Genomic DNA, 22,690 nt, shown 5'->3' on the forward strand with positions numbered 1-22,690 from the left:
CCTATGAAAGACAATACTTTAATGACTTATTCACTTCTTTCACATTTGAAAGAGACTAATGATTCAGACCATAGTAGTATAGTTGCAATTTTTTTTCCAATTGTTAAAAAAGCTATAGTTGAATTCGCAAATGAAAGCAAATGTACAAGTGTTAGAGGAAAAAATATTTCAGAGATTCAAGTGAAAATATCAGAGTATTTTGGTTTAGATATTCCAAGTGCAGTTTTAGATTTCATTTTATCTCAGATTAGTAAGGAAATATCGGACGAAAAGGTTTTTGCATATTATAACGACAAAGGCTTTGTTATTAATTCTTTTATATTTAGCGATATAGACGAAGAGATAGATTCAGAATATAATAATTTACAAATACTTAAAAATGATTTTGAACAATTCTGTCAATTACATAATTCTATTTCTAATTTTGATGAATTAATTAGATTTATTATATCTCAAAAAATCGATTTGTTTGCAGACAAAAACAGTACTGATTTTGATTTCAATTATATCATTCCGAAATATATTTCTAACAAATTTTCAGACACCAAAACATTTAAAATCATTAGTGATATTTATCTGGGGAGTTTAATGTCTTCATACCTTGAATTCAATATTAATAAACCTGTATCAAAGTCAGAATTACTAATCGATACTAATTTCTTTATTAGTCTAATCAATTTAAATACTCACGAGTCTTATATTACATGTAAACAACTTTTTGATATTTGTACAAAAATGGGTTTTAGGTTCTCGATTCTTTATAGTACAATTGAACAAGTAAAATTTTTACTAAGCTCTAGGATACAGGATTTTGCAAATAAAGACATTGGTCTGACAAACGAAGCAGATGTATTTGGAGCCTGCATAAGACGAAATATTGATAAAACACAATTGGAAAGAATAAAAGATAGTGTTGATTCTACAATTCAGAAATTTGGTTTTGATATTATTCATGCCACTAGAATTAAAGACTTAATTATCAAAGCGAAAAAAAGTGAAAAATATAAAGAGCTATTGGTAATAAGAAAAAATCAAAAATTAAGTGCATTAAATGACACTGTTGCATACTATTATGTATTGGGGAAACGTGGAAATAGTATTCAAGAATTTTCAGATGTAAAATGTTGGTTTTTGAACAATTCTTATCATAGTGATTACTATACAGGAATAGGTTTTAAATTGCATCAAAGATTTAAAATATCTGCAAATGAACTACTTTCACTTTTATGGTTAGCAAATCCAAGTCAGGATAGTATTAATGTAAGAACTTTGGCAAAAGGAGGATTATCAACATATATAGCAAAGTATAGGAAAAATAAAGTGCCAAGTATTAAGGTAATTCGAGACATTAATTCTAGAGCAAAATCAGCATTAGAGAATGGAGACATTGTTGAAAAAGATGTTTATGCAATAAGTATCAGAATGGCTGAGGGGCAATTAACAAATGGTGAAGCATCGGAATTAGCGGCAGCACCAGATGAGGACTTCATTGAAACTGTTAAAACCTTCTCAAAAAATGATGAAAAGATATTTGAAAAATTAAATCAGCAGCAAGAAGAGATTGAAAAACAGACAGTATTACTAAATAAATTAATGGAAAGTGAAGTCCTGAAAAAATTTGAAATTGCATCTAATAAATACATATCAAAGCTAGAGAAAGAAGTTGAATTAAATTTTGCTAAAAAAAGCATCAAGATAAATAATGTTGCTTGGTTATACTTGATTGGTCTTATTATTCTTATTGCATTATGGTTCATTAATTACAATTACAGTAACACAATTAATCCATTACTTGCAACTTTAATAGCTTTGGTATTATTTATCTCCTCCTTTTTCATAAGATTTGTAGAACATAAAACGGTATTGAAATGCATAAAATTTACATTTCTAAAAAGAAGTCGCTTAATCATAAAAAATGAAATCATAGAAGATTTGGAAAAAAATTACAGAATTATGAATACAGAACCTCATATTGAAGATTTTAGATGAAAGATAAACCCAGCCCACAACAAAGATGTATAAAATTTATGCTTTCATTTAAACTAAATTTAAAACGATAAACATTTAACAAACTATTTGCTTTAACCGAAAAATTTCCGATTTTCCAGTTGCTCAAATTTTATAAAAATCCATTAAACACTACATGTCTTAACAAAAAATGCCTGGCTAAAATAGCTAGGCATTTTTTATGATTTATTTTTAGAGGAATTTGAATCTGAAAACAATTTCCTCAGCACATAAGAAACAAAAAAACTTACAACTGCCCCAATAACAGCCATTACAACCGTAAAAACAACATCGTGTAAGCTGATATTAAAAATAGTAGAAAGAAAAGTACCTCCAACAATTCCGTAGCGTAATTGTATATCATTATTAGCCATTGTCTTCACTTTCATTGTCACTAACTACCGCCTGGCTTACAGCAGTCGCCACAGTTCCGGCAACTGTTAAATAGGTGGCAATGGTTATAATGGTTGCAGGCAATGCAATGGGAGCTGCAATAATAGCACCTCCAGCAGTTGCTAAAGCAATGCCAATGTTTCTCAATTTTCTAAAAAAAGATGGAGTTGGTTTTTGATAACGTTCTAGTAATTTCATAAGTTAGTTTTTAATAGTTAAGGTTACTTTTTCTTTTCGGTCAAATGCTTGGTAACAAACAGAAAGTATTTTCTGAAAAACAATCCGAGATTGTAATCCTTTGGCAATCCCTGTAAGTGAACTTACAGGAGCTATACAGCCTTGCAATTCTTTGTTAGCATCATTGGCAGGATGAATCAAAATCAAACTTCTTTTTGGTATATTTTGGAGTATTAAATGATGTTTAAACTTGTCAGAATACCGAGGTTTTAATTCATACACACCTTCAGGAATACAAGACACTCTTTTTGCATTTTCTTTCCAGGGCAGTTCAATACAAAAACCTACAAATTGGTTATTGATAAAAAGGGCACCGTTGGTACCCTCTTTAAAATACGTTCTATGTAAAACAAGTTCCACTATACCGTATCAACTTTTACAATTGACAATGCATTGTAGGAACCATTTTTCAACGGATACATAGCGCCATTTACCTCTTGGTAAAATTCAATTCCCAAAACCTGAATTACAGGTAATACTGAATTTGCAGATAAAGCTGCCATCAAATCAATTTGAGCAGTGTCGGAGCTGTCATAAGGCAATACAGCAGTTTCATCACTTTCAAAAACAGAAGTTTCAGCAGCGAAATCAATCTCAGCAGCACCCATAACAATTTTAAAATGAGTAGTCCCAGCTGGAGCAGCAACTCGAATCGTTGGAGCAAAAGGGGCAATACTCAATACAGCTTCTCCAGTAGGTCTTGCAAACACTTCTGTAAAAGGAGTAAATAATGTAGCTCCTAATTTTCCATTAAGATTGAATTCAAAACCTTTTAATAGTTCTAAATTTCCATCTTGAACAGTTCTTAAACCACGTTCATTTGTGGTGTCAGTTTTTACAATTTTCAAAAGATCAGTAGTTAATCTGCTAACCACTCTTTTATCTTTTGCATTCTGCAAAAGAATACGAATCGCATTTCTAACTAATTTTCCACCTTTACCAGCAGTTCCAAATTCAGAACCATTTTCACGCGTTCTTTGAAACGCTGGATCATTGGCAATTCTTGAGGCATCCACACCACCTTTTTCACGTGCAAGATGTCCGTCACTTGTTTTGTAAAAGGAAATACCTCCTATAGTTCCTTTTAATTTAATAATACCACTTTGTCTAGCCATAATTACTTAAAATTTTTAATTCTCAACAAATGAACCTATCTTTAAGTGAAAATTAAAAAACCAACAACCATCCATTCCGAAACATCCAATTTGTTCCGAATTAAACACAGATAAAGTATAGATACTGGTAGGATAAAGTATGGATAGAGTATGAAATGAAAATAATTAGAGCCTGCATATACCCAAAAGACATTCAATGCATCACTGGCAGAACTGAACGCTATGGTCGTAAATTGCTCAATGAAATAAAAGTGCATTTTGGGAAGGAATCACATCAATTTATTACTTCAGAAGAATTCGCAGAATACAGTGGCATCAACATTGACATTGTGAACGACTATTTACAGAAAGTATCATAACATTTGCTATGTTTTGGTGTTATTTGATGGTTTAAATTTTGTATATTTGTTATCAAGATTGAGAGTTTAAAACTCAACAATGGCTATCAAAATTTAGGTCAACAAATCGGTCAACATATAAATACAAGGCTCAGGAAAACCCAATGTTTACAAGGGAAATTCAAATAAGTTTGAATCCTGTCGAGGTCACAATACAACTTGCAAAAAGTTTCAAAACCGTGTTAATTATAAAATTATCACGGTTTTATTTTACTTAGACTTTTATATTAAATATTATCATTTTATATTTAAAGCTAATAAAACGCCATATTTTTTTAATACTCATAAAATTTGGTTGCAAAGCATAACAAACTATTTTCTATAAGCATTTTTAACGTTGCTATTTTGATTTTAATTTATCCATAGTTTATTAAAAAATGAAAAAATTGAAAGTAACCTTTTATAATTATTTAGTTATTAAAATTGTTAATTTTAAATTGTAAACGTATATTTAACACTTATTAAAGTTGCGTGTTAAAAAAGAATTTTTTAAATAGTAAATCTATGTATAAAAACAAACAAAAACTTTTAATAGCTGTTGATTGTATAATTTTTGGATTTGATTCTGAGCAAATAAAACTATTGCTATTTAAAAGAAAAGTGGAACCCTACAGCGGAAATTGGTCGTTAGTGGGAGCCTTTATAAACGAAAATTTAAGTTTAAATGAGGCAGCACAAGAAATTTTATTTGAATATACTGGATTAAAAGACATTTATCTTGAAGAACTACAGACGTATAGCAAAGTTGATAGAGATCCTGGTGAACGCGTAATTTCAGTAGCTTTTTTTAGCTTAACGAGAATTAATGAAATTGTTGAAGAAAGTGTTGAAAAATTTGATGCACATTGGTTTAATTTAGATGAAATTCCTGAACTTATTTTAGATCATAGAGAAATGGTTGATAATGCGATAACCAAACTAAGGCAAAAAGCACGATACCAACCAATAGGATTTGAATTACTCCCCGAAAAATTCACAATTCCACAATTACAACTATTGTACGAGTGTATTTATAATAAAAAACTGGATGACAGAAATTTTAGAAAAAAAATATTCTCCTATGACATCCTTACTAAAACCGATTTAAAAGATAAATCAACATCAAAAAAAGGTGCTTTCTTATATAAATTTAACAAGAAAAAATTCGACAGTTTTATAGCTAATGGCTATAACTTTGAATTATAAAAAGTTTCAATTAACATATTCATATTTATAAGTATTTTTTTATTAATTTTATTAAGCGTATATTTGACGTTTAATAATCGATATTAAGGTTCAAACCTTAAGAAATTAATTAAATTATGAATTCACATTTGGAAAATCATCCGCATAGAAGATTAAATATACTTACCGAAGAATGGGTATTAGTATCCCCACATCGTACTAAAAGACCTTGGCAAGGAAAAACTGAGTCTAACGAAAAAAAAGAACAAATTTCTTACGATCCGGAATGCTACCTATGCCCTACCAATTCAAGAATTAGCGGTACCAAAAACAATGATTATAAAAATACAAATGTTTTTACAAACGATTTTGGAGCACTTTTAAAAGATACTCCTGCTTTTAATTACAACAATGGACTTCTAAAAGCTGAAGGTGAAAGTGGTATTTGTAAAGTAATTTGTTTTTCGCCAAATCATTCTTTAACAATTCCTGATATGGATATTCCTTCTTTGGTAAAAGTTGTTGAAACTTGGCAATCTGAATTCCAAAAGTTAGGAACTGATAGTAATATTAATTATGTTCAAATATTTGAAAATAAAGGAAGTGTAATGGGGTGTAGCAATCCTCATCCTCACGGACAAATATGGGCACAAAAGTCTGTTCCAACTGAAATTATAAAAAAAACAGCTACGCAAAAGGCTTTTTACAAAAAAGAAGGGATTAGTTTATTGCAAAAATATATTGAACAAGAATTAAAAGATGGTACTAGAATTATTTCTGAAAATAAGAATTTTGTAACCCTAGTTCCTTTTTGGGCAGTTTGGCCTTATGAAGCTATGATAGTTCCTAAAAGACAGATGGCTACTATAAATGAATTAACAGCTGAGGAAAATGTTGATTTTGCACAACAATTAAAAACTTTAACCCAAAAATACGATAAGCTATTTAATACTTCATTTCCATATTCTTCTGGAATTCATCAGGCTCCAACAGACGGAAAATCGTACAAGGAATGGCATTGGCATATGAGTTTTTATCCGCCATTATTAAGATCGGCAACCGTGAAAAAATTTATGGTAGGGTATGAAATGTTTGCAATGCCTCAGAGAGATGTAACTGCAGAATTTGCTGCCCAACAATTAAAGTCATTATAACCTTTTCAATAGCTTTTCATTTAAAATAAAAAAATTATGAAAGATCTAAATTTCACAAATAAAGAATCAGATTTAATAATAAATTCGCCAGGTAGAATTAATATTATAGGTGAACATACCGATTATAATAATGGTTTTGTACTGCCAACTGCTATTGATAAAAAAATTGAATTTAAATTTAAAAAAAATAATACACCTTCAACTTGTAATGTTTTTAGTGCAAACTTTAACACTAGTTTTTCATTTGATTTAAACAATGTTAAACCGAGCAAAAAGCAATGGGAAAACTATATTTTAGGAGTTATTTATGAAATTCAACAGCTATCAAATAAGCTTGAAGGATTTGACTGTATACTGAATAGTGATATTCCGGTAGGTTCAGGAATAAGTTCTTCAGCAGCTTTGGAATGCGGATTAGCATTTGGTTTAAATGAGTTGTTTAAATTAAACTTCACAAAAATAACATTGGTTGAAATTGGTCAAAGAGCTGAACATAATTATGTTGGAACAAAATGTGGAATCATGGATCAGTTTGCTTCAGTAATGAGTAAAGCAGGTCATGTTATTTTATTAGATTGCCAATCGTTAGATTATGAATATGTTCCTATTCAAATAAAACCCTATAAAATAGTACTTCTAAACACTAATGTATCACATAATTTAGCAGATGGTGAGTACAATAAAAGAAGAAAAACCTGTGAGCAAGGTGTAGCAATTATTCAAAATAAATATCCAACTGTAAAATCTCTACGTGATGTATCTTCAGAAATGTTGGCTGAATATAAAAATGAATTTTCTGAAGAAATGTTTAATAGATGTAGCTATGTAATTGACGAAAAAATACGCGTTTTAAATACTGTTGAAGCATTAAAAAACAATGAACTTAAAGTAATGGGTAAAAATATGTATGATACGCATTCAGGATTGCAAAATTTATATGAAGTGAGTTGTCCTGAATTAGATTTCTTGGTCGACTTTTCAAAGAATTTTGACGAAGTTATTGGAGCGAGAATGATGGGTGGAGGTTTTGGGGGCTGTACAATTAATATTGTACATGAAAACGCTGTTGAGAAATTCACAGAAGCAGCATCAGAAGCCTATTTTAACAAATTCAATATTAAATTAACAGCTTTTGAAGCTAATCCAAGCGAAGGAACTTCTATTAAAAAATAACTTAATAATTAGCAAACAAGAAAAAGTAATTTTAAAACGAACTTAAATTTCAAATAAATAATTATTTTTTTTAGAAGTATGATAAAAGTCATAGAATATACTCTCAATTAACTATATTTTTGAACTATATTTCATTACTTACTTGAAATAAGTAATGTTTTTGATTTTTTTAGTTAGTAGTAAAAAAAAAAGAGAATTTGGCTTTCAAATTCTCTTTTTTTGTGTTCACTAATAATGTGTATCATTTAGTAAATAATGCTATTTACAATGTAACTACAGAATTTTCTTCTGCACCTAAACCACTATTCACATATTTATCCGCACTTTCGTCGTTTACCCACTTTTCTCCATCCAATAAATATTTAAATTGGAATTCATTTTCAGTAGGTAGGTCAATGGTTACTTTAAACGAACCATTTTTTAACTTTTTCATAATAATTGGTTCAGCAGTGTTCCAATTATTGAATTCTCCCAACAAATCAACTTTTTCAGCACCTAAAGCAGCTTCTTTTTCCATTAGAAAAGTTACTTTACAAACTGGCTTACTCTTTAAAAATTGTTTCTTTAAACTCATAATAATTTTAATTAATATTATACAACAAATTTAACTCATTTGTATGTAATGTTTTACAACTCTATTTTCATATTTATATTCTATATTATCCTATAAACATATTTTTTAAATTTAAGGTTAATTATATACAACTTATGTTTTTTTAGGAGTATCTAAAACCAAATTAAAATGAGTAAAATTACAACTTTAAAATTTTAAACTACTTTTATTTAATTCTCAATTAAAACTTATCTTTTTTAAAATATTCTTATTAAATACATACTATTTTATATTGAAAAAATATTTTTTGTAAAAAAATGACTTAAATCATCGTTTTATTAATTAAAAATGAAAAACTTTACAAGACAAAAAATATGAATTAGCAATTCAAGTTATAATAAGTATTATGGAAAACTCTTTTAATGTAAAAATTAATGACTCTTTTGAATTTAATTTAAAAGAGTATGATACTGAAAAATTAGATGTTTTAAGGCTATCAAAAACGAAATTTCACGTGATTAGTAACAACAAATCTTTCGTAATTGATCTTAAAAAATCTGATTTCAATCACAAAAATTATATTGTTAGTGTTAACTCTAACAGTTACAGTATAATTATTGATAATCAATTAGATACACTCATTAAACAAATGGGGTTTTCGGGTGGTACTTCAAAAAAAGTAAATGATATTAAGGCTCCAATGCCAGGTTTAATTTTAAGCGTAAACGTTAAAGAAGGTCAAGAAGTTGTGAAAGGAGAAACCTTACTAATTTTGGAAGCAATGAAAATGGAAAATGCTATTGGAGCTCCAAAAGATGGCTTTATAAAAACTATCAACATTAAAAAAGGCGGAACTGTTGAAAAGGGAGCACTTATGATTGAAATGGCTTAAAAATTATAACATGAAAAAAATATTAATAGCAAATAGAGGAGAAATTGCCATTAGAGTTATGAAAACTGCACGTAAAATGGGGATTAAAACAGTAGCGGTTTATTCTAAAGCAGATAGAAATGCTCCACATGTTAGGTTTGCAGATGAATCAGTTTGTATTGGCGAAGCTCCATCAAATAAATCATACCTGCGAGGTGACAAAATAATTAAGGAAGCTAAAAAGTTACAAGTAGATGGAATACATCCTGGTTATGGATTTTTAAGTGAAAATGCAAATTTTGCAGAATTATGCGAAAAAAATAATATCATTTTTATTGGTCCTAAATCTAAATCAATTAAAATGATGGGTGACAAATTAGCAGCTAAAGATGCTGTTAAAGATTACAATATCCCAATGGTTCCTGGAGTAGATAGAGCAGTAACAAATCCAACTGAAGCAGCAGAAATTGCAAAAGAAATAGGTTTCCCAATATTAATAAAAGCTGCAGCCGGTGGAGGAGGAAAAGGAATGCGAATTGTGGAAAAAGAAGCAACTGTTAAAGAGCAAATGGAACGAGCCATTAGTGAAGCAACTTCAGCCTTTGGAGATGGCTCCGTTTTTATCGAAAAATATATAACTTCACCACGCCATATAGAAATTCAAGTATTAGCTGATAGTCACGGAAATATACTTCACTTTTTTGAAAGAGAATGCAGCATACAACGCCGTCATCAAAAAGTGGTTGAAGAAGCACCTTCATCTATTTTAACACCTGAATTAAGAGAGCAAATGGGACAAGCCGCTATTAAAGTGGCTCAATCTTGTGATTATTTAGGTGCTGGTACCGTAGAATTCTTAGTTGATACTAAATTAAATTTCTATTTTTTAGAAATGAATACGAGGTTACAAGTAGAACATCCTGTAACTGAACTTATTTCTGGAGTAGATTTGGTTGAGCAGCAAATTAATATTGCGCGTGGCGAAGCTATTACATTAAAGCAAGAAAACCTTAAAATTAATGGTCACGCAATTGAATTACGGGTATATGCAGAAGATTCCATGAACGATTTTTTACCAAGTATAGGTACCTTAAATACTTATAAGATTCCTGTAGGTAAGGGAATTAGAGTTGATGATGGCTTTGAAGAAGGAATGGATATTCCAATTTATTACGACCCAATGTTATCTAAATTAATTACCTATGGAAAAACACGTGAAGAAGCAATTCAAAAAATGATTGAAGCTATTAATAACTATAAAATTGAAGGCGTTTCTACAACACTTCCTTTCGGAAAGTTTGTTTGCGAACATATAGCTTTTAGATCCGGTAATTTCGATACACATTTTGTAAAAAATTATTACACACCTGAAAATCTAAAAGAAGAACTAAATGAAGAAGCAAAATTAGCAGCCTTAATTGGTTTAAAAATATATCTTGAAGATCAAAAACAGCTTAAAATACCTATTAACTAACCACTTAAAATATTTGATATCATGGAAACTCAAATGGATACAAAAATTGAAAAATTAGATAAAAGAGTTGCATTGGCTCATTTAGGTGGTGGTGAAGAACGAATTAAAAAACAACACGCCAAAAAGAAGTTAACTGCACGTGAACGAATTAATTATTTATTAGACGAAGGTTCTTTTGAAGAAATGGGTGTTTTAGTTACGCACAGAACAACTGATTTTGGAATGGAGGATCAAATATTTTTTGGTGATGGTGTTGTAACTGGCTATGGAACAATTGAAGGAAGATTGGTATATGTTTTTGCTCAAGATTTCACCGTTTTTGGAGGAGCTTTGTCTGAAACTCATGCTGAAAAAATATGTAAAATAATGGATCAGGCCGTTAAGGTTGGTGCACCTTGTATTGGCTTAAACGATTCTGGTGGAGCGCGGATTCAAGAAGGTGTTAGATCATTAGGTGGTTATGCGGATATTTTTCATCGAAATGTACAATCTTCAGGAGTTATACCACAACTTTCCGCTATTATGGGACCTTGTGCTGGCGGCGCTGTTTATTCCCCTGCAATGACAGATTTCACTATTATGGTTGAAGATACAAGCTACATGTTTGTAACAGGACCTAATGTTGTAAAAACTGTAACTAATGAAGAAGTTACGGCAGAAGAATTAGGTGGAGCAAGTACACATTCATCAAAATCTGGAGTAGCACACTTAACTTCAGCAAACGACATCCAATGCTTAGATGATATAAAAAAATTGCTAAGTTATATGCCTCAAAACAATAAAGAAACTACTAAAAAATTTCCTTATGAATTAGGAGAAGAACTAAGACCTCATTTAATTAACCTAATTCCTGAAGATGCGCATAAACCTTATGATATGCATGATGTAATTAAGGGAATTATTGATGAAGATTCTTTATTTGAAATTCAAAAAGATTATGCTGAAAATATTATTGTAGGTTTTTCAAGATTGGCAGGACGAAGTATAGGTATTGTTGCCAATCAGCCAATGCAATTAGCTGGGTGTTTAGACACAAATAGTTCTATAAAAGCAGCCCGGTTTACACGCTTTTGTGATTGCTTTAACATTCCTTTATTAGTATTAGTTGATGTTCCTGGATTTTTACCTGGAACAGATCAAGAATGGAATGGTATTATAAAAAATGGAGCTAAATTATTGTATGCTCTAAGTGAGGCAACCGTTCCTAAAATTACCGTAATTACACGCAAAGCTTATGGTGGAGCATATGATGTTATGAACTCTAAACATATAGGTGCTGATATGAATTTTGCCTGGCCTACTGCCGAAATTGCAGTTATGGGTGCAAAAGGTGCTGCTGAAATTATTTTTAAAAATGAAATTAAATCGGCTGAAAATCCTGAAGAAAAATTGAAAGAAAAAGAGGCCGAATATGCTTTTAAATTTGCAGACCCATACAGGGCAGCTAGACGTGGTTTTATTGATGAAGTTATTTATCCTAAAAATACAAGAAGAAAGTTAATTAAAGCTTTTCAAATGTTAGAAGGCAAAGAAGTAAACACTCCAAAAAGAAAACACGGAAATATCCCTTTATAGTAATTATTTAAAAAAAGAAAAATCCCGATTTAATCGGGATTTTTTGTAAGGTTTATTTTAAATATCGTCTAAAATAACAAGAGTTATATCTTTTTCATTTTTTATTAAATAATGTTCTTTTTGGTTAAGTAACTCTTTGGAAAAGTCGGTATTTATATCGACTTTTTTAAACTATTTCAGCAGATAATCCTTTATTTAATAATTTTGAACAACGCGATTTCAAATCGTTATATTCACCTGTTTTAACAGTACACTTACCTTTATAATGCACTAATATTGTACATTGTTCCGCCTGTTCTAAAGTGTGTTCACAAACTTCAATTAAAGAATCAATAACAAAATCAAATGTGTTTACATCATCGTTAAACAGCACAATCTCAAATTGATTTGTTTCCTCCTCTAATGTTTCTACTTCCTCTTGTATTTTTCTTTTAGTACTCATTTTGCTAAAATAAAAAATTATTTATTATACTTCAAAGCTACCCAGTTATTTCGTTCAATAATTTTATCAATTTTAAAATTATATTTAGAAACTTCCGCATCAATAACTGGAATGTCTTCTTGATAAAAACCACTAAATAAAATTACTCCATCATCTTTTAAACAATTCATATATGATTCCATATCATTCAACAAAATATTTCTATTAATATTTGCTATAATTACATCGTATTTTTTGTTTAATAATAAAGCGGCATCTCCTTCAAAAACTGAAATATGTTTGCAATTATTACGCTCAACATTTTCAATTGAATTTAAATAACACCAATTATCAATATCAATTGCATCAATAGGCATTGCTCCTTTCATTTCAGCGAAAATTGCCAAAATTCCAGTTCCACAACCCATATCTAAAACCTTTTTATTAGACATATCCATATCTAATAAATGTTGTACCATCATATGAGTTGTTTCGTGGTGCCCAGTTCCAAAACTCATTTTTGGTTCAATTATAATATCATATTTTAAATTTGGATTTTCGTGAAATGGAGCTCTAATACTTACTAAATCATCTACCTGAATTGGATTGAAATTTTTTTCCCATTCACTATTCCAGTTTGTTTGTTCAATTACCTCTTCAACATAAGAAATTTTAAACTCATCAGAATTTAAAATCTGAATATCATTTAAAATACCTTCATTCCAATCGTTTTCTTGAATATAAGCTGTTACACCATCTTCATTTTCAACAAAACTTTCAAAGCCGGCAAAACCTAATTGGGCTATTAAAATTTCATTTCCAGGTTCCATAGGAGAAACCTTAAAAGTGTAACCAATATAATTTATCATAAATATGTTGTTTATAAATGCAAAAATACGGTTTCCTTTCAATTTGAAAGATAACCGTATCTTAATATTATTATAATTTATTTTTTAGAATGATTTCACTAATGAAATAAAACTATCAGCTTTTAAAGCTGCTCCTCCTATCAAACCTCCATCAACATCTTGTTTAGAAAATATTTCTTTGGCATTTCCAGGATTTACACTTCCTCCGTATAAAATTGAAACATTATCTGCAACTTCTTGGTTGTATTTATCTGCAACAATTTTTCTAATAAAAGCATGCATTTCCTGCGCTTGTTCTGGTGAAGCTGTTTCTCCAGTTCCAATTGCCCAAACTGGTTCATATGCTAAAACAATATTTTTCCAGGCTGTAGCTTCTAAATGAAATAATCCATTTTTAATTTGACTTTCTACTACATTAAAATGATTTCCAGCTTTTCTATCTTCTAAAACCTCTCCAAAACAGAAAATTACTTCTAAATCATTTGCCAAAGCTGCATCCACTTTTTCAGCTAAAATAGCATCCGTTTCACCAAAATATTCACGTCGTTCAGAATGCCCTAAAATAACTGTTTTTAAGCCTAAAGATGTCAACATTTCTGCAGAAATTTCTCCAGTATATGCGCCACTTTTTGCTTGGTGCATGTTTTGAGCAGCAACTTCAACAATTGAACTCTCAGTTACCTTAATTACTTCACTCAAATTTACAAATGTTGGTGCAATAATTACTCTTGTATTATTTAGACTTAAATCTTTTACATTGCTAACTATTTCATCAGCCAATTGAGTTGACTCTTGAACAGTTTTGTTCATTTTCCAGTTACCTGCAACTATTTGTTTTCTCATTATTATATATTTTACTTTATTTTGTTCTTTTTAATCTTACAAATTTACACTTTTAAGTTGAAAAAAGGCTTGAAAAAAAGGACTGTTTCCGCAATCGTTTTCGATTGATTTTCAACTAAAAGGCATTATTTTAAACGAATTCTTGGATCTAATAATCCATAAATAATATCAACCAAAATATTTATTAAAATAAACATAGAAGCTATTACTAAAACACTACCCATTATTATTGGTAAATCCAACGTATTTAACGCGTTTACAATTTCTTTTCCTAAACCATTCCAGTTAAAAATATACTCAACAAAAACTGCACCAGCTAACATAGATGCAAACCATCCAGACACTGCCGTAACAACAGGATTTAAGGCGTTTTTTAACGCATGTGTTTTAATAATTTTATACGTTGAAAGCCCCTTTGCTTTGGCTGTTCTAATATAATCCTGATTTAGAACTTCCAATAACGAATTTCGCATTAATTGTATTACTACTGCCAATGGCCTAATTCCTAAAACAATTGAAGGAAGTATCAAGTTTTTCCATTGAATGTATATTTTTTCGCCAAAATCATCCACTTCATACAAGCTACCTGTCATATTTAAATTTGTGTATTTATGCAAAACAAACCCAAAAAACCAAGCAAAAAGTATCGCTGAAAAAAACGAAGGAACACTCATACCTAATGTGCTAATTATTGATACAATCCTGTCAAAAAATGAATCTTTATACAATGCTGAAAGTATTCCAAAAAGTATTCCAATTAGTATTGCTAATGTTATTGATGAAACTGCAAGAATTGCGGTATTTGGGAGTGTTTCCGCAATTACATCTGAAACATTTTTATCATTCTTTTGAAATGATTTTCTTAAATAAGGATATTTTATAACCAACTCACTTTCACCAATATTAAATAAACTTGTAAACCTATATTTTTCTTTATTTAAAAATGTATAATTATCTGAATTTTTACTATGAATTGAAATTGGAGATAAATCATTTAAATAATATAAATATTGAGTAGTAATTGGCTGATCAAAACCATATTTTTTTCTAATATTTTGAAGTTGCTCTGTATCTTCTCTCTGATCTAACATCATTCGTGCAGGATCTCCGGGCAATACATTAAAAAGAAAAAATATAACCGTAATAACGCCAAACAGCGTAAGAATTCCGTAAAATGTTTTATTTACTATATAATTAAACAAAAGCTATTATTTAAAAAACAAATATAACTTAAAGTATTAAAATTACTACTTTTGCGTAATTCTTTATTTGAACTTATGAACAGACAAGAACTTATTTCACAAATTCAACAAAAAAAATCGTTTTTATGTATTGGTTTAGATGTTGATTTATCAAAAATCCCAACCCATTTATTAGCCGAAAAAGATCCCATTTTCGAATTCAACAAACAAATAATTGATGCCACACATCATTTGGCTGTTGCTTACAAACCAAATACTGCTTTTTATGAAGCTTATGGAATTAAAGGATGGCAAGCTTTAGAAAAAACAATAAATTATATGAATGTAAATTATCCAGAATTATTTACTATTGCTGATGCTAAACGTGGAGATATTGGGAACACATCAACAATGTATGCAAAAGCTTTTTTTGAAGATTTAAATTTTGATTCAGTTACTGTTGCACCATATATGGGAAGTGATTCTGTAGAACCTTTTTTAGCATTTGAAAATAAAAACACCATTCTTTTAGCATTAACTTCTAATAAAGGTGGCCTAGATTTTCAAGGATTAAAAACCGAAAATGAAGAGTTGTACAAAAGAGTTTTAAAAACTGCATTAACTTGGAAAAACTCTAATAATTTAATGTTTGTAGTTGGCGCTACCAAAGCTGAATATTTTTCGGAAATAAGAAAAATAATACCAAATCATTTTTTATTAGTTCCCGGAGTTGGTGCTCAAGGTGGTAATTTACAAGATGTTTGTAAATACGGATTAAACAAAGATTGTGGTTTACTTATAAATTCCTCCAGAGGAATTATTTACGCTGGAAATAATGAAAATTTCGCGAAAGCAGCTCAAAAAGAAGCAAAAAAACTACAACAAGAAATGGAAATTATTTTAAATGAAAATAGTTAAAGATCAGATTGGAAGGGAAATTACACTAAAACAAACTCCAAAAAGGATTGTTTCTTTAGTTCCATCACAAACTGAGTTATTATATGATTTAGCCTTAGAAAATGAACTAGTAGGAATTACCAAATTTTGCGTTCACCCCTTTCACTTAAAATCCACAAAAACTATAGTAGGAGGCACAAAAAAAGTTGATTTCGAAAAAATTAAGGCTTTAAATCCTGATTTTATTTTGGGCAATAAAGAAGAAAATTCCTATGATTTTTTACCTGAATTAGAAAAAATTGCTCCAACCTATTTTTCTGATGTAAACACTATTCAAAATTCCGTTGATTTAGTTTTAAGATTGGGTTCAATATTTAACCGAAGAACAGAAGCTGATAATTTGGTTCATAAAATCGAATTTAAATTAAATGATTTTAAACAATTTATAAAAGATAAACCAACAAGGAAAGTTGCCTATTTTATTTGGGCAAAACCTTGGATGGTTGCAGGTAATGAAACCTATATTAATGAAATGTTACAACTAAATAAGTTTGAAAACATTTATAAGAATATGAGTAGATACCCAAAAGTGGAAATTAACAAAATTAGACATGAAGGAGACCCTGATGTAATTATTTTATCTTCAGAACCTTTTCCGTTCAAAGATGAACACGCTTTGGAAATTGGAACTTTTACTAACAGATCTATAACCGTTTTTGGAGATGGTGAAATGTTTAGTTGGCCAGGTTCAAGAATGCTTTTAGCTTTTGATTATTTTAAAGAATTACATACAAAATTAGAAAGCCATTTTTAAAAATTAAGTCAGAAAAAACCGTCAACCTCAAACAAATTCAGTATGAATATAAGAAACTTAAAAAGCCTTCCAAATTAATTTGGAAGGCTTTTTTTATCAATTTAAAGTATTTCTATTAATCTTGTAAAGCAAAGACCTTCTTAAGCAAATCAGAAGTTCTACTGCTAACTTTTTCTCTAATTTCTTTTTCTTCAACTTCAACCATTATAAAAACACCTTTTAAAGCTTCGCCAGTAACATAATCTGTTAAATCAGGATTTACATCATTTGTTAATGGTAAGGCATTGTATTTTGTAATTAAATCAGTCCAGATTTTATCTGCTCCAACTTTTTGGAATGAATTCGCAATAATCGGATTAAATTTTTGATACAACGCTTCAGAAGTTGCAGCCTGTAAATATTGGGTTGCAGCATTTTTTTCGCCTAATAATATATTTTTAGCATCTGTAAACGACATTCCTTTAATTGCATCAACAAAAATAGGAATTGCTTCTCCAACTGCATCTTCAGCAGCCCTATTTAATACTTTTAAACCTTCATCAGCTAATTTAGACAACCCTACAGATCTTAAAACATTATCTACTTTTTGTAATTCTTCAGGAAGTAAAATTCGAGTTAACTCGTTTTTAAAAAAGCCGTCTTCAACTGCTAACTTTGTAACCTGATTAGTAATCCCATTGTTTAAAGCCTCTTTTAAACCTCCAACAATTTGATCATTAGTAACAACTCCATTTGGTAATTGGTTAATAACTTGTTGCAATTCTGAACAAGCAGAAAATTGAAAAATTACAGCAATTAATAGTATTCTTTTTAACATTTTTTAATTTCTTAAGTTAATCTTACTCTCACTTTTCTACTTTTCCAGTGTTTTTATTAAAACCAAAAGGACAGTGTTTACAACCATTTTTACAGCAATACCCTCTTTTTAAATGGTACTTTTCTGTAAAAACTCTGTACCCTTCTTCAGATAAATAAAAATCATCTGAATCCAATTCTGAAAAATTATTTTTATACATAGATTTCGCAAAAATAGCAATTTAAATGTTACCTTATTAACACAAATTAATTTCAAATACATTAAATTTATTGTTGATATAACATTTATTGGATGAAATTTATATTATAGTTTTTATCTATTTAAAAATAAAAACAATCGATTTTTATTATTTATTGATTTTGTCTAGTTTTGTTTTAAATAAACTTATTATGAAAAATAAAAAAACAGTAACAACAGCAGCCGGTGCTCCCGTTAAACATTATGAAGATACTCAAAGTGTAGGCGCTAGAGGTCCACTTTTATTACAAGATTACTTTTTACATGAAAAATTAGCTCACTTTAACAGAGAACGTATTCCTGAAAGAATTGTTCATGCAAAAGGATCTGGTGCTTATGGTAAATTTACAGTAACTCATGATATTTCAAAATTCTCACGAGCAAAATTATTTTCAAAAATCGGAAAAGAAACAAAAATATTTGTTCGTTTTTCTACAGTTGGTGGCGAAAAAGGTTCTGCTGATACAGAAAGAGATCCTAGAGGTTTTGCTGTAAAATTTTATACTGAAGATGGAAATTGGGATTTAGTAGGTAATAACACACCTGTTTTCTTTATTAAAGATCCTAAAAAATTCCCTGACTTTATTCATACTCAAAAAAGAGATCCTTATACAAATTGTAAATCACCAACAATGATGTGGGACTATTGGTCTTTAAATCCTGAAAGTTTACACCAGGTTTTAATTTTAATGTCTGATAGAGGTACTCCTCTGGGATATCGTTTTATGAATGGTTACGGAAGTCATACTTTTTCTTTGGTAAATGACAAAAATGAACGCGTTTATGTGAAGTTTCATTATAAAACTATGCAAGGAATTAAAACTTTTACAGATGCAGAAGCAACTGAAATGAAAGCAAAAGATCCTGATTTTTCTCAAAGAGATTTAGTTAAATCGATAGAACACGGACATTTTCCAAAATACGCTTTAAAAATTCAGGTAATGACTGATGAACAAGCTAAATCTTTTAAATGGAATCCTTTCGATTTAACAAAAGTTTGGCCACATGCAGAATATCCACTACAAGATGTTGGAATTTTAGAATTAAATGAAAATCCAGACAATTATTTTGCACATGTTGAACAAGCTGCTTTTGCTCCTTCTAATTTAGTTGATGGAATTGGTTTTTCACCTGATAAAATGTTACAAGGAAGAATTTTAGCATATCCAGATGCTCACAGATATAGAATAGGAGTTAACTATGATGCACTTCCTGTAAATAAGTGCCCTTATGCAACAAATAATTACCATAGAGATGGTGCAATGCGTTTTGATGACAACGGTGGAAGCGCACCAAATTATCGTCCAAATAGCTTTGATGAATTAATAGAAGATGACAATTATAAAGGCATTCCTTATGAACTTGATAGTAACGTGGCGGGATATTTTGATAGAAATGAAAATGATGATGACCATTTTACACAGCCAGGAAACCTATTTAAAATAATGACTCCAGAAGCAAAATTAAATACAATTAATAATATTGTAGGAGCAATGAGTGGTATTTCTGGCCCTAAAAAAGATGAAATTATTAATAGACAATTATGCCACTGGTTTAGAGCAAATGTTGACTTAGGAATGGGAATTGCAAAAGGTTTAGGTGTAGAAATAGATCCTAAATTATTAAAATAACTTAAGGTAAAACTTACTATAAATAAAAAACATTCTGATTTCTCAGAATGTTTTTTATTTATGAATAATTATTATTTTTTATTTCTCAGCACCTGGAGGATATTTTGCCATTATTTCAGCTACAAATGATTTAATTCTTTCTTCTTTTTTTGCAACATTACCAGAAGTTGTTAAACCTCCACTTCCAATTCCTTGCCAAACTAATTCTTTCTTTTCAGCATCAATTAAATCTACAAATAAAGTGCCTTCCGTATATTTTGAAATATGCATTCCATAATTTGGACCATAATACCAAGGATGCCATCCGAAATAAATAGAACTATTATTATAAACATCAACTTTTTGACGAGATTTTGTAAAAATATTAACCAATAAATCAGGGTTTTCAGATTTTGTAAAACCTTTAGCTAACAGTTCAGTTTCAACAGCTTTTAAAATTCTACGTTTATCTAAATCCGAAATCTCAACTTTATCAATCCCTTTTTTATAAAAAGCAAATGTTTTATAGTTAGAAAAATCTGTAGCTGTATCATAATCGGAAGTAACTCGAACCGAGCTGCAAGATGCTACTAAAAAAAGTAAGGCTAACGGGAGTAATTTAATGGCTTTCATTTTAAAAAAATTTTACTGTTAAAATAAATCTTGTAATAAAGAATCGTCTACTAAATTTGGTAATGTTACTTTCAATTTGGGTTCAACTTGCATTGCTCTTTTAATTGCAAAAATTGAACCTTTATTTCTTGCCCAATTTCGTCTTGCAATCCCATTATTAACATCCCAAAAAAGCATACTATTCAATCGCTTTTCTGCTTCTATACTACCATCAAGAACCATACCAAAACCACCATTTATAACTTCACCCCAACCTACTCCTCCTCCATTATGAATGGATACCCAAGTTGCGCCTCTAAAACTATCACCTATTACATTTTGTATTGCCATATCAGCTGTAAATTGCGACCCATCATAAATATTAGAAGTTTCTCTGTATGGAGAATCAGTTCCAGAAACATCATGATGGTCTCTTCCTAGTACAATTGGTGCAGAAATTTCATTATTTTTAATTGCATTATTGAACGCTTCTGCTATTTTTATTCTTCCTTCAGCATCAGCATATAATATCCGAGCTTGCGAACCAACTACTAATTTATTTTCTTGCGCACCTCTAATCCATTGGATATTATCAGACATTTGCTGCTGAATTTCTTTTGGTGAATGCTTTTTAATTTCCTCCAATACATCACAAGCAATGGTATCTGTTTTCTCTAAATCAGTAGGATTTGCACTAGTGCATACCCAGCGGAATGGACCAAAACCATAATCAAAACACATGGGTCCCATAATATCTTGTACATAACTCGGATATTTAAAGTCTATTCCGTTAGCAGCCATAATAGCTGCTCCTGCTCTACTTGCCTCTAATAAAAAAGCGTTTCCATAATCAAAAAAGTAAGTTCCTTTTGCTGTATGTTTATTAATTGCATCAGTTTGTCTTCTTAAACTTTCTTGCACTTTTTCCTTGAATAATGCGGGGTTTTCAGCCATCATTTTATTAGAATCTTCAAATGAAATTCCAACAGGGTAATAACCACCTGCCCAAGGGTTATGTAACGATGTTTGGTCAGAGCCTAAATCAACATATAAATCTTCTTCTGCAAATTTTTCCCAAACATCAACAATATTTCCTAAATAAGCAATTGATACAATTTCTTTGTTTTCTTTTGCTTTTTTAACGCGTTCAACTAATTCATTTAAATCAGTTATTTTTTCATCAACCCAACCTTGAGTTAAACGAATCTCTGTAATTTTCGGATTCACTTCGGCACATACTGTAATACAACCTGCTATATTTCCGGCTTTTGGTTGTGCACCACTCATACCTCCCAAACCTGAAGTCAAAAATAATTTCCCCGATAAATCTTCTTCATTTTTGGCAATTTTTCTCCCGGCATTTAATACCGTAATTGTTGTTCCATGTACAATTCCTTGTGGACCAATATACATATAACTTCCTGCAGTCATTTGACCATATTGGGTAACTCCCAAAGCATTGTATTTTTCCCAATCGTCCTGTTTACTGTAATTAGGAATCATCATACCGTTTGTAACCACAACTCTCGGTGCGTTTTTATGTGAAGGAAATAAACCCATTGGATGTCCCGAATAAACGGCTAACGTTTGATTTTCAGTCATTTCACTTAAATATTGCATCATTAATAAATATTGTGCCCAATTTTGAAAAACAGCTCCGTTACCACCATAAGTAATTAATTCATGTGGATGCTGAGCAACTTCATAATTCAAATTATTTTGAATCATATGCATAATTGCTTTTGCCTGCTCACATTTTCCCGGATACTCATTTATTGGTCGCGCATACATTTTGTAATCTGGACGAAAACGGTACATATAAATTCTACCATATTCTTTTAACTCTTCAGCAAATTCTTTTGCTAACTGTACATGGTGTTTAGGCTCAAAATAGCGTAAAGCATTTTTTATTGCCAATTCCTTTTCAGGTTTTGTTAAAATATCTTTACGTTTTGGCGCGTGATTTATAGTTGTATTATATGTTTTTTCTGAAGGTAATTCAGAAGGAATTCCTTGTTTTATTTGCTCTTGAAATGTCATAATATTGAATTTATAGTTTAGAATTTAATCGAAAATTAAAATTCTAAACTATGGATAACGAATATCAACTCTAAAGTGAGTTAACGCTATACATATTTTATATTTGAAGTGAAAAATATCCAAGATATTTATTTTAGTGTGTAACAAATATAATGTAATTTGGTTTGACTTTTTAATAAAGTTTGTTGTTATGATAATAATATTTAAATAGATGTTACCTAAAACAACAACAATG

At 30.0% G+C, this 22,690-nt stretch carries 23 protein-coding genes; 10 read left to right on the forward strand and 13 right to left on the reverse strand.

What is annotated here, in order from left to right:
* Positions 1-3: 3 nt before the first annotated feature.
* Positions 4-1,989 carry a hypothetical protein gene (locus tag BX611_RS09640; RefSeq protein WP_147296413.1) on the forward strand — a complete coding sequence of 662 codons (1,986 nt, stop codon included), beginning with the start codon at positions 4-6 and terminating at the stop codon, positions 1,987-1,989.
* A gap of 197 nt (positions 1,990-2,186) precedes the next feature.
* On the opposite strand, the gene BX611_RS09645 is transcribed toward BX611_RS09640, so the two are convergent.
* Genes BX611_RS09645 through BX611_RS15050 form a run of 4 tightly spaced genes read right to left on the reverse strand, consistent with a single transcriptional unit; the run spans position 2,187 to position 3,752 of the window.
* Positions 2,187-2,381, reverse strand: coding sequence for a hypothetical protein (locus tag BX611_RS09645; RefSeq protein ID WP_115880664.1), 195 nt, complete (start codon positions 2,379-2,381; stop codon positions 2,187-2,189).
* Positions 2,374-2,598, reverse strand: coding sequence for a hypothetical protein (locus BX611_RS09650; RefSeq protein ID WP_115880666.1), 225 nt, complete (start codon positions 2,596-2,598; stop codon positions 2,374-2,376). The genes BX611_RS09645 and BX611_RS09650 overlap by 8 nt, the downstream gene beginning before the upstream one ends.
* Positions 2,599-2,601: 3 nt before the next feature.
* Complete coding sequence (locus BX611_RS09655) at positions 2,602-2,997, reverse strand: DUF5675 family protein (RefSeq protein ID WP_115880668.1); 396 nt, start codon at positions 2,995-2,997, stop codon at positions 2,602-2,604.
* The gene (locus BX611_RS15050) at positions 2,997-3,752 is read right to left on the reverse strand and encodes a hypothetical protein (protein ID WP_162880013.1); all 756 of its coding nucleotides are present in this window, start codon (positions 3,750-3,752) and stop codon (positions 2,997-2,999) included. The genes BX611_RS09655 and BX611_RS15050 overlap by 1 nt, the downstream gene beginning before the upstream one ends.
* Positions 3,753-4,654: 902 nt before the next feature.
* Between BX611_RS15050 and BX611_RS09670 the strand changes: the two genes are divergently transcribed.
* From BX611_RS09670 to galK, 3 genes are all read left to right on the forward strand, one after another.
* Positions 4,655-5,335 (forward strand): NUDIX hydrolase, encoded by a 681-nt coding sequence (locus BX611_RS09670; protein ID WP_115880674.1) that lies wholly within the window; start codon positions 4,655-4,657, stop codon positions 5,333-5,335.
* Positions 5,336-5,451: 116 nt separating this feature from the next.
* Positions 5,452-6,468 (forward strand): UDP-glucose--hexose-1-phosphate uridylyltransferase, encoded by a 1,017-nt coding sequence (locus BX611_RS09675; protein ID WP_115880676.1) that lies wholly within the window; start codon positions 5,452-5,454, stop codon positions 6,466-6,468.
* Positions 6,469-6,504: 36 nt separating this feature from the next.
* On the forward strand, positions 6,505-7,641 hold the full coding sequence (galK, locus tag BX611_RS09680; protein WP_115880678.1) for a galactokinase: 1,137 nt from the start codon (positions 6,505-6,507) through the stop codon (positions 7,639-7,641).
* 262 nt (positions 7,642-7,903) lie between these two features.
* Here the strand turns inward: galK and BX611_RS09685 are convergent, their stop codons facing one another.
* Positions 7,904-8,215, reverse strand: a complete 312-nt coding sequence (locus BX611_RS09685; protein ID WP_115880680.1) for an isoamylase early set domain-containing protein — start codon at positions 8,213-8,215, stop codon at positions 7,904-7,906.
* 385 nt (positions 8,216-8,600) lie between these two features.
* On the opposite strand from BX611_RS09685, the gene BX611_RS09690 reads away from it, so the two are divergent.
* The 3 genes from BX611_RS09690 to BX611_RS09700 are packed head-to-tail and all read left to right on the forward strand — an operon-like array spanning position 8,601 to position 12,114.
* The gene (locus BX611_RS09690; RefSeq protein ID WP_115880682.1) at positions 8,601-9,086 is read left to right on the forward strand and encodes an acetyl-CoA carboxylase biotin carboxyl carrier protein subunit; all 486 of its coding nucleotides are present in this window, start codon (positions 8,601-8,603) and stop codon (positions 9,084-9,086) included.
* 10 nt (positions 9,087-9,096) lie between these two features.
* Positions 9,097-10,539, forward strand: coding sequence for an acetyl-CoA carboxylase biotin carboxylase subunit (gene accC, locus BX611_RS09695; RefSeq protein ID WP_115881913.1), 1,443 nt, complete (start codon positions 9,097-9,099; stop codon positions 10,537-10,539).
* Positions 10,540-10,572: 33 nt separating this feature from the next.
* Complete coding sequence (locus BX611_RS09700) at positions 10,573-12,114, forward strand: acyl-CoA carboxylase subunit beta (protein ID WP_115881916.1); 1,542 nt, start codon at positions 10,573-10,575, stop codon at positions 12,112-12,114.
* A 166-nt stretch (positions 12,115-12,280) separates the two neighbouring features.
* Here the strand turns inward: BX611_RS09700 and BX611_RS09705 are convergent, their stop codons facing one another.
* The 4 genes from BX611_RS09705 to BX611_RS09720 form a co-directional block, all read right to left on the reverse strand.
* The gene (locus BX611_RS09705) at positions 12,281-12,556 is read right to left on the reverse strand and encodes an ATP-dependent Clp protease adaptor ClpS (protein ID WP_115880684.1); all 276 of its coding nucleotides are present in this window, start codon (positions 12,554-12,556) and stop codon (positions 12,281-12,283) included.
* Positions 12,557-12,573: 17 nt separating this feature from the next.
* Positions 12,574-13,404: a 50S ribosomal protein L11 methyltransferase gene (gene prmA, locus BX611_RS09710; protein WP_181897245.1), complete on the reverse strand. Its 831-nt coding sequence runs from the start codon at positions 13,402-13,404 to the stop codon at positions 12,574-12,576.
* 84 nt (positions 13,405-13,488) lie between these two features.
* Positions 13,489-14,247 carry a triose-phosphate isomerase gene (tpiA, locus tag BX611_RS09715; protein ID WP_115880686.1) on the reverse strand — a complete coding sequence of 253 codons (759 nt, stop codon included), beginning with the start codon at positions 14,245-14,247 and terminating at the stop codon, positions 13,489-13,491.
* A 125-nt stretch (positions 14,248-14,372) separates the two neighbouring features.
* Positions 14,373-15,449 (reverse strand): ABC transporter permease, encoded by a 1,077-nt coding sequence (locus tag BX611_RS09720; protein WP_115880688.1) that lies wholly within the window; start codon positions 15,447-15,449, stop codon positions 14,373-14,375.
* Positions 15,450-15,524: 75 nt separating this feature from the next.
* Between BX611_RS09720 and pyrF the strand changes: the two genes are divergently transcribed.
* Positions 15,525-16,346 carry an orotidine-5'-phosphate decarboxylase gene (gene pyrF / locus BX611_RS09725; protein ID WP_115880691.1) on the forward strand — a complete coding sequence of 274 codons (822 nt, stop codon included), beginning with the start codon at positions 15,525-15,527 and terminating at the stop codon, positions 16,344-16,346.
* Positions 16,333-17,139, forward strand: a complete 807-nt coding sequence (locus tag BX611_RS09730) for an ABC transporter substrate-binding protein (RefSeq protein ID WP_115880693.1) — start codon at positions 16,333-16,335, stop codon at positions 17,137-17,139. Before pyrF ends, BX611_RS09730 begins: the two co-directional genes overlap by 14 nt.
* Before the next feature lie 115 nt (positions 17,140-17,254).
* On the opposite strand, the gene BX611_RS09735 is transcribed toward BX611_RS09730, so the two are convergent.
* A complete protein-coding gene (locus tag BX611_RS09735; protein ID WP_115880695.1) occupies positions 17,255-17,956 on the reverse strand; it encodes a DUF4197 domain-containing protein in 702 nt (233 codons plus the stop codon).
* Between the two features lie 28 nt (positions 17,957-17,984).
* A complete protein-coding gene (locus BX611_RS15055; protein WP_162880014.1) occupies positions 17,985-18,155 on the reverse strand; it encodes a DUF5522 domain-containing protein in 171 nt (56 codons plus the stop codon).
* Positions 18,156-18,345: 190 nt separating this feature from the next.
* On the opposite strand from BX611_RS15055, the gene BX611_RS09740 reads away from it, so the two are divergent.
* Positions 18,346-19,824: a catalase gene (locus BX611_RS09740; protein ID WP_115880697.1), complete on the forward strand. Its 1,479-nt coding sequence runs from the start codon at positions 18,346-18,348 to the stop codon at positions 19,822-19,824.
* Between the two features lie 78 nt (positions 19,825-19,902).
* Here the strand turns inward: BX611_RS09740 and BX611_RS09745 are convergent, their stop codons facing one another.
* Positions 19,903-20,436 (reverse strand): DUF4136 domain-containing protein, encoded by a 534-nt coding sequence (locus tag BX611_RS09745; protein WP_115880699.1) that lies wholly within the window; start codon positions 20,434-20,436, stop codon positions 19,903-19,905.
* 18 nt (positions 20,437-20,454) lie between these two features.
* On the reverse strand, positions 20,455-22,455 hold the full coding sequence (locus BX611_RS09750; protein WP_115880701.1) for a urocanate hydratase: 2,001 nt from the start codon (positions 22,453-22,455) through the stop codon (positions 20,455-20,457).
* Between the last annotated feature and the right edge of the window lie 235 nt (positions 22,456-22,690).

The sequence above is a fragment of the Lutibacter oceani genome (assembly GCF_003384935.1).
Taxonomy (GTDB): domain Bacteria; phylum Bacteroidota; class Bacteroidia; order Flavobacteriales; family Flavobacteriaceae; genus Lutibacter; species Lutibacter oceani.

What these genes read in the sequence shown, in the direction of transcription:
- BX611_RS09640 (WP_147296413.1), top strand. Translation starts at nt 4, where the DNA reads ATGAAAGACAATACTTTAATGACTTATTCACTTCTTTCACATTTGAAA.
- BX611_RS09645 (WP_115880664.1), bottom strand. Translation starts at nt 2,381, where the DNA reads ATGGCTAATAATGATATACAATTACGCTACGGAATTGTTGGAGGTACT.
- BX611_RS09650 (WP_115880666.1), bottom strand. Translation starts at nt 2,598, where the DNA reads ATGAAATTACTAGAACGTTATCAAAAACCAACTCCATCTTTTTTTAGA.
- BX611_RS15050 (WP_162880013.1), bottom strand. Translation starts at nt 3,752, where the DNA reads ATGGCTAGACAAAGTGGTATTATTAAATTAAAAGGAACTATAGGAGGT.
- BX611_RS09670 (WP_115880674.1), top strand. Translation starts at nt 4,655, where the DNA reads ATGTATAAAAACAAACAAAAACTTTTAATAGCTGTTGATTGTATAATT.
- BX611_RS09675 (WP_115880676.1), top strand. Translation starts at nt 5,452, where the DNA reads ATGAATTCACATTTGGAAAATCATCCGCATAGAAGATTAAATATACTT.
- galK (WP_115880678.1), top strand. Translation starts at nt 6,505, where the DNA reads ATGAAAGATCTAAATTTCACAAATAAAGAATCAGATTTAATAATAAAT.
- BX611_RS09685 (WP_115880680.1), bottom strand. Translation starts at nt 8,215, where the DNA reads ATGAGTTTAAAGAAACAATTTTTAAAGAGTAAGCCAGTTTGTAAAGTA.
- BX611_RS09690 (WP_115880682.1), top strand. Translation starts at nt 8,601, where the DNA reads ATGGAAAACTCTTTTAATGTAAAAATTAATGACTCTTTTGAATTTAAT.
- accC (WP_115881913.1), top strand. Translation starts at nt 9,097, where the DNA reads ATGAAAAAAATATTAATAGCAAATAGAGGAGAAATTGCCATTAGAGTT.
- BX611_RS09700 (WP_115881916.1), top strand. Translation starts at nt 10,573, where the DNA reads ATGGATACAAAAATTGAAAAATTAGATAAAAGAGTTGCATTGGCTCAT.
- BX611_RS09705 (WP_115880684.1), bottom strand. Translation starts at nt 12,556, where the DNA reads ATGAGTACTAAAAGAAAAATACAAGAGGAAGTAGAAACATTAGAGGAG.
- prmA (WP_181897245.1), bottom strand. Translation starts at nt 13,404, where the DNA reads ATGATAAATTATATTGGTTACACTTTTAAGGTTTCTCCTATGGAACCT.
- tpiA (WP_115880686.1), bottom strand. Translation starts at nt 14,247, where the DNA reads ATGAGAAAACAAATAGTTGCAGGTAACTGGAAAATGAACAAAACTGTT.
- pyrF (WP_115880691.1), top strand. Translation starts at nt 15,525, where the DNA reads ATGAACAGACAAGAACTTATTTCACAAATTCAACAAAAAAAATCGTTT.
- BX611_RS09730 (WP_115880693.1), top strand. Translation starts at nt 16,333, where the DNA reads ATGAAAATAGTTAAAGATCAGATTGGAAGGGAAATTACACTAAAACAA.
- BX611_RS09735 (WP_115880695.1), bottom strand. Translation starts at nt 17,956, where the DNA reads ATGTTAAAAAGAATACTATTAATTGCTGTAATTTTTCAATTTTCTGCT.
- BX611_RS15055 (WP_162880014.1), bottom strand. Translation starts at nt 18,155, where the DNA reads ATGTATAAAAATAATTTTTCAGAATTGGATTCAGATGATTTTTATTTA.
- BX611_RS09740 (WP_115880697.1), top strand. Translation starts at nt 18,346, where the DNA reads ATGAAAAATAAAAAAACAGTAACAACAGCAGCCGGTGCTCCCGTTAAA.
- BX611_RS09745 (WP_115880699.1), bottom strand. Translation starts at nt 20,436, where the DNA reads ATGAAAGCCATTAAATTACTCCCGTTAGCCTTACTTTTTTTAGTAGCA.
- BX611_RS09750 (WP_115880701.1), bottom strand. Translation starts at nt 22,455, where the DNA reads ATGACATTTCAAGAGCAAATAAAACAAGGAATTCCTTCTGAATTACCT.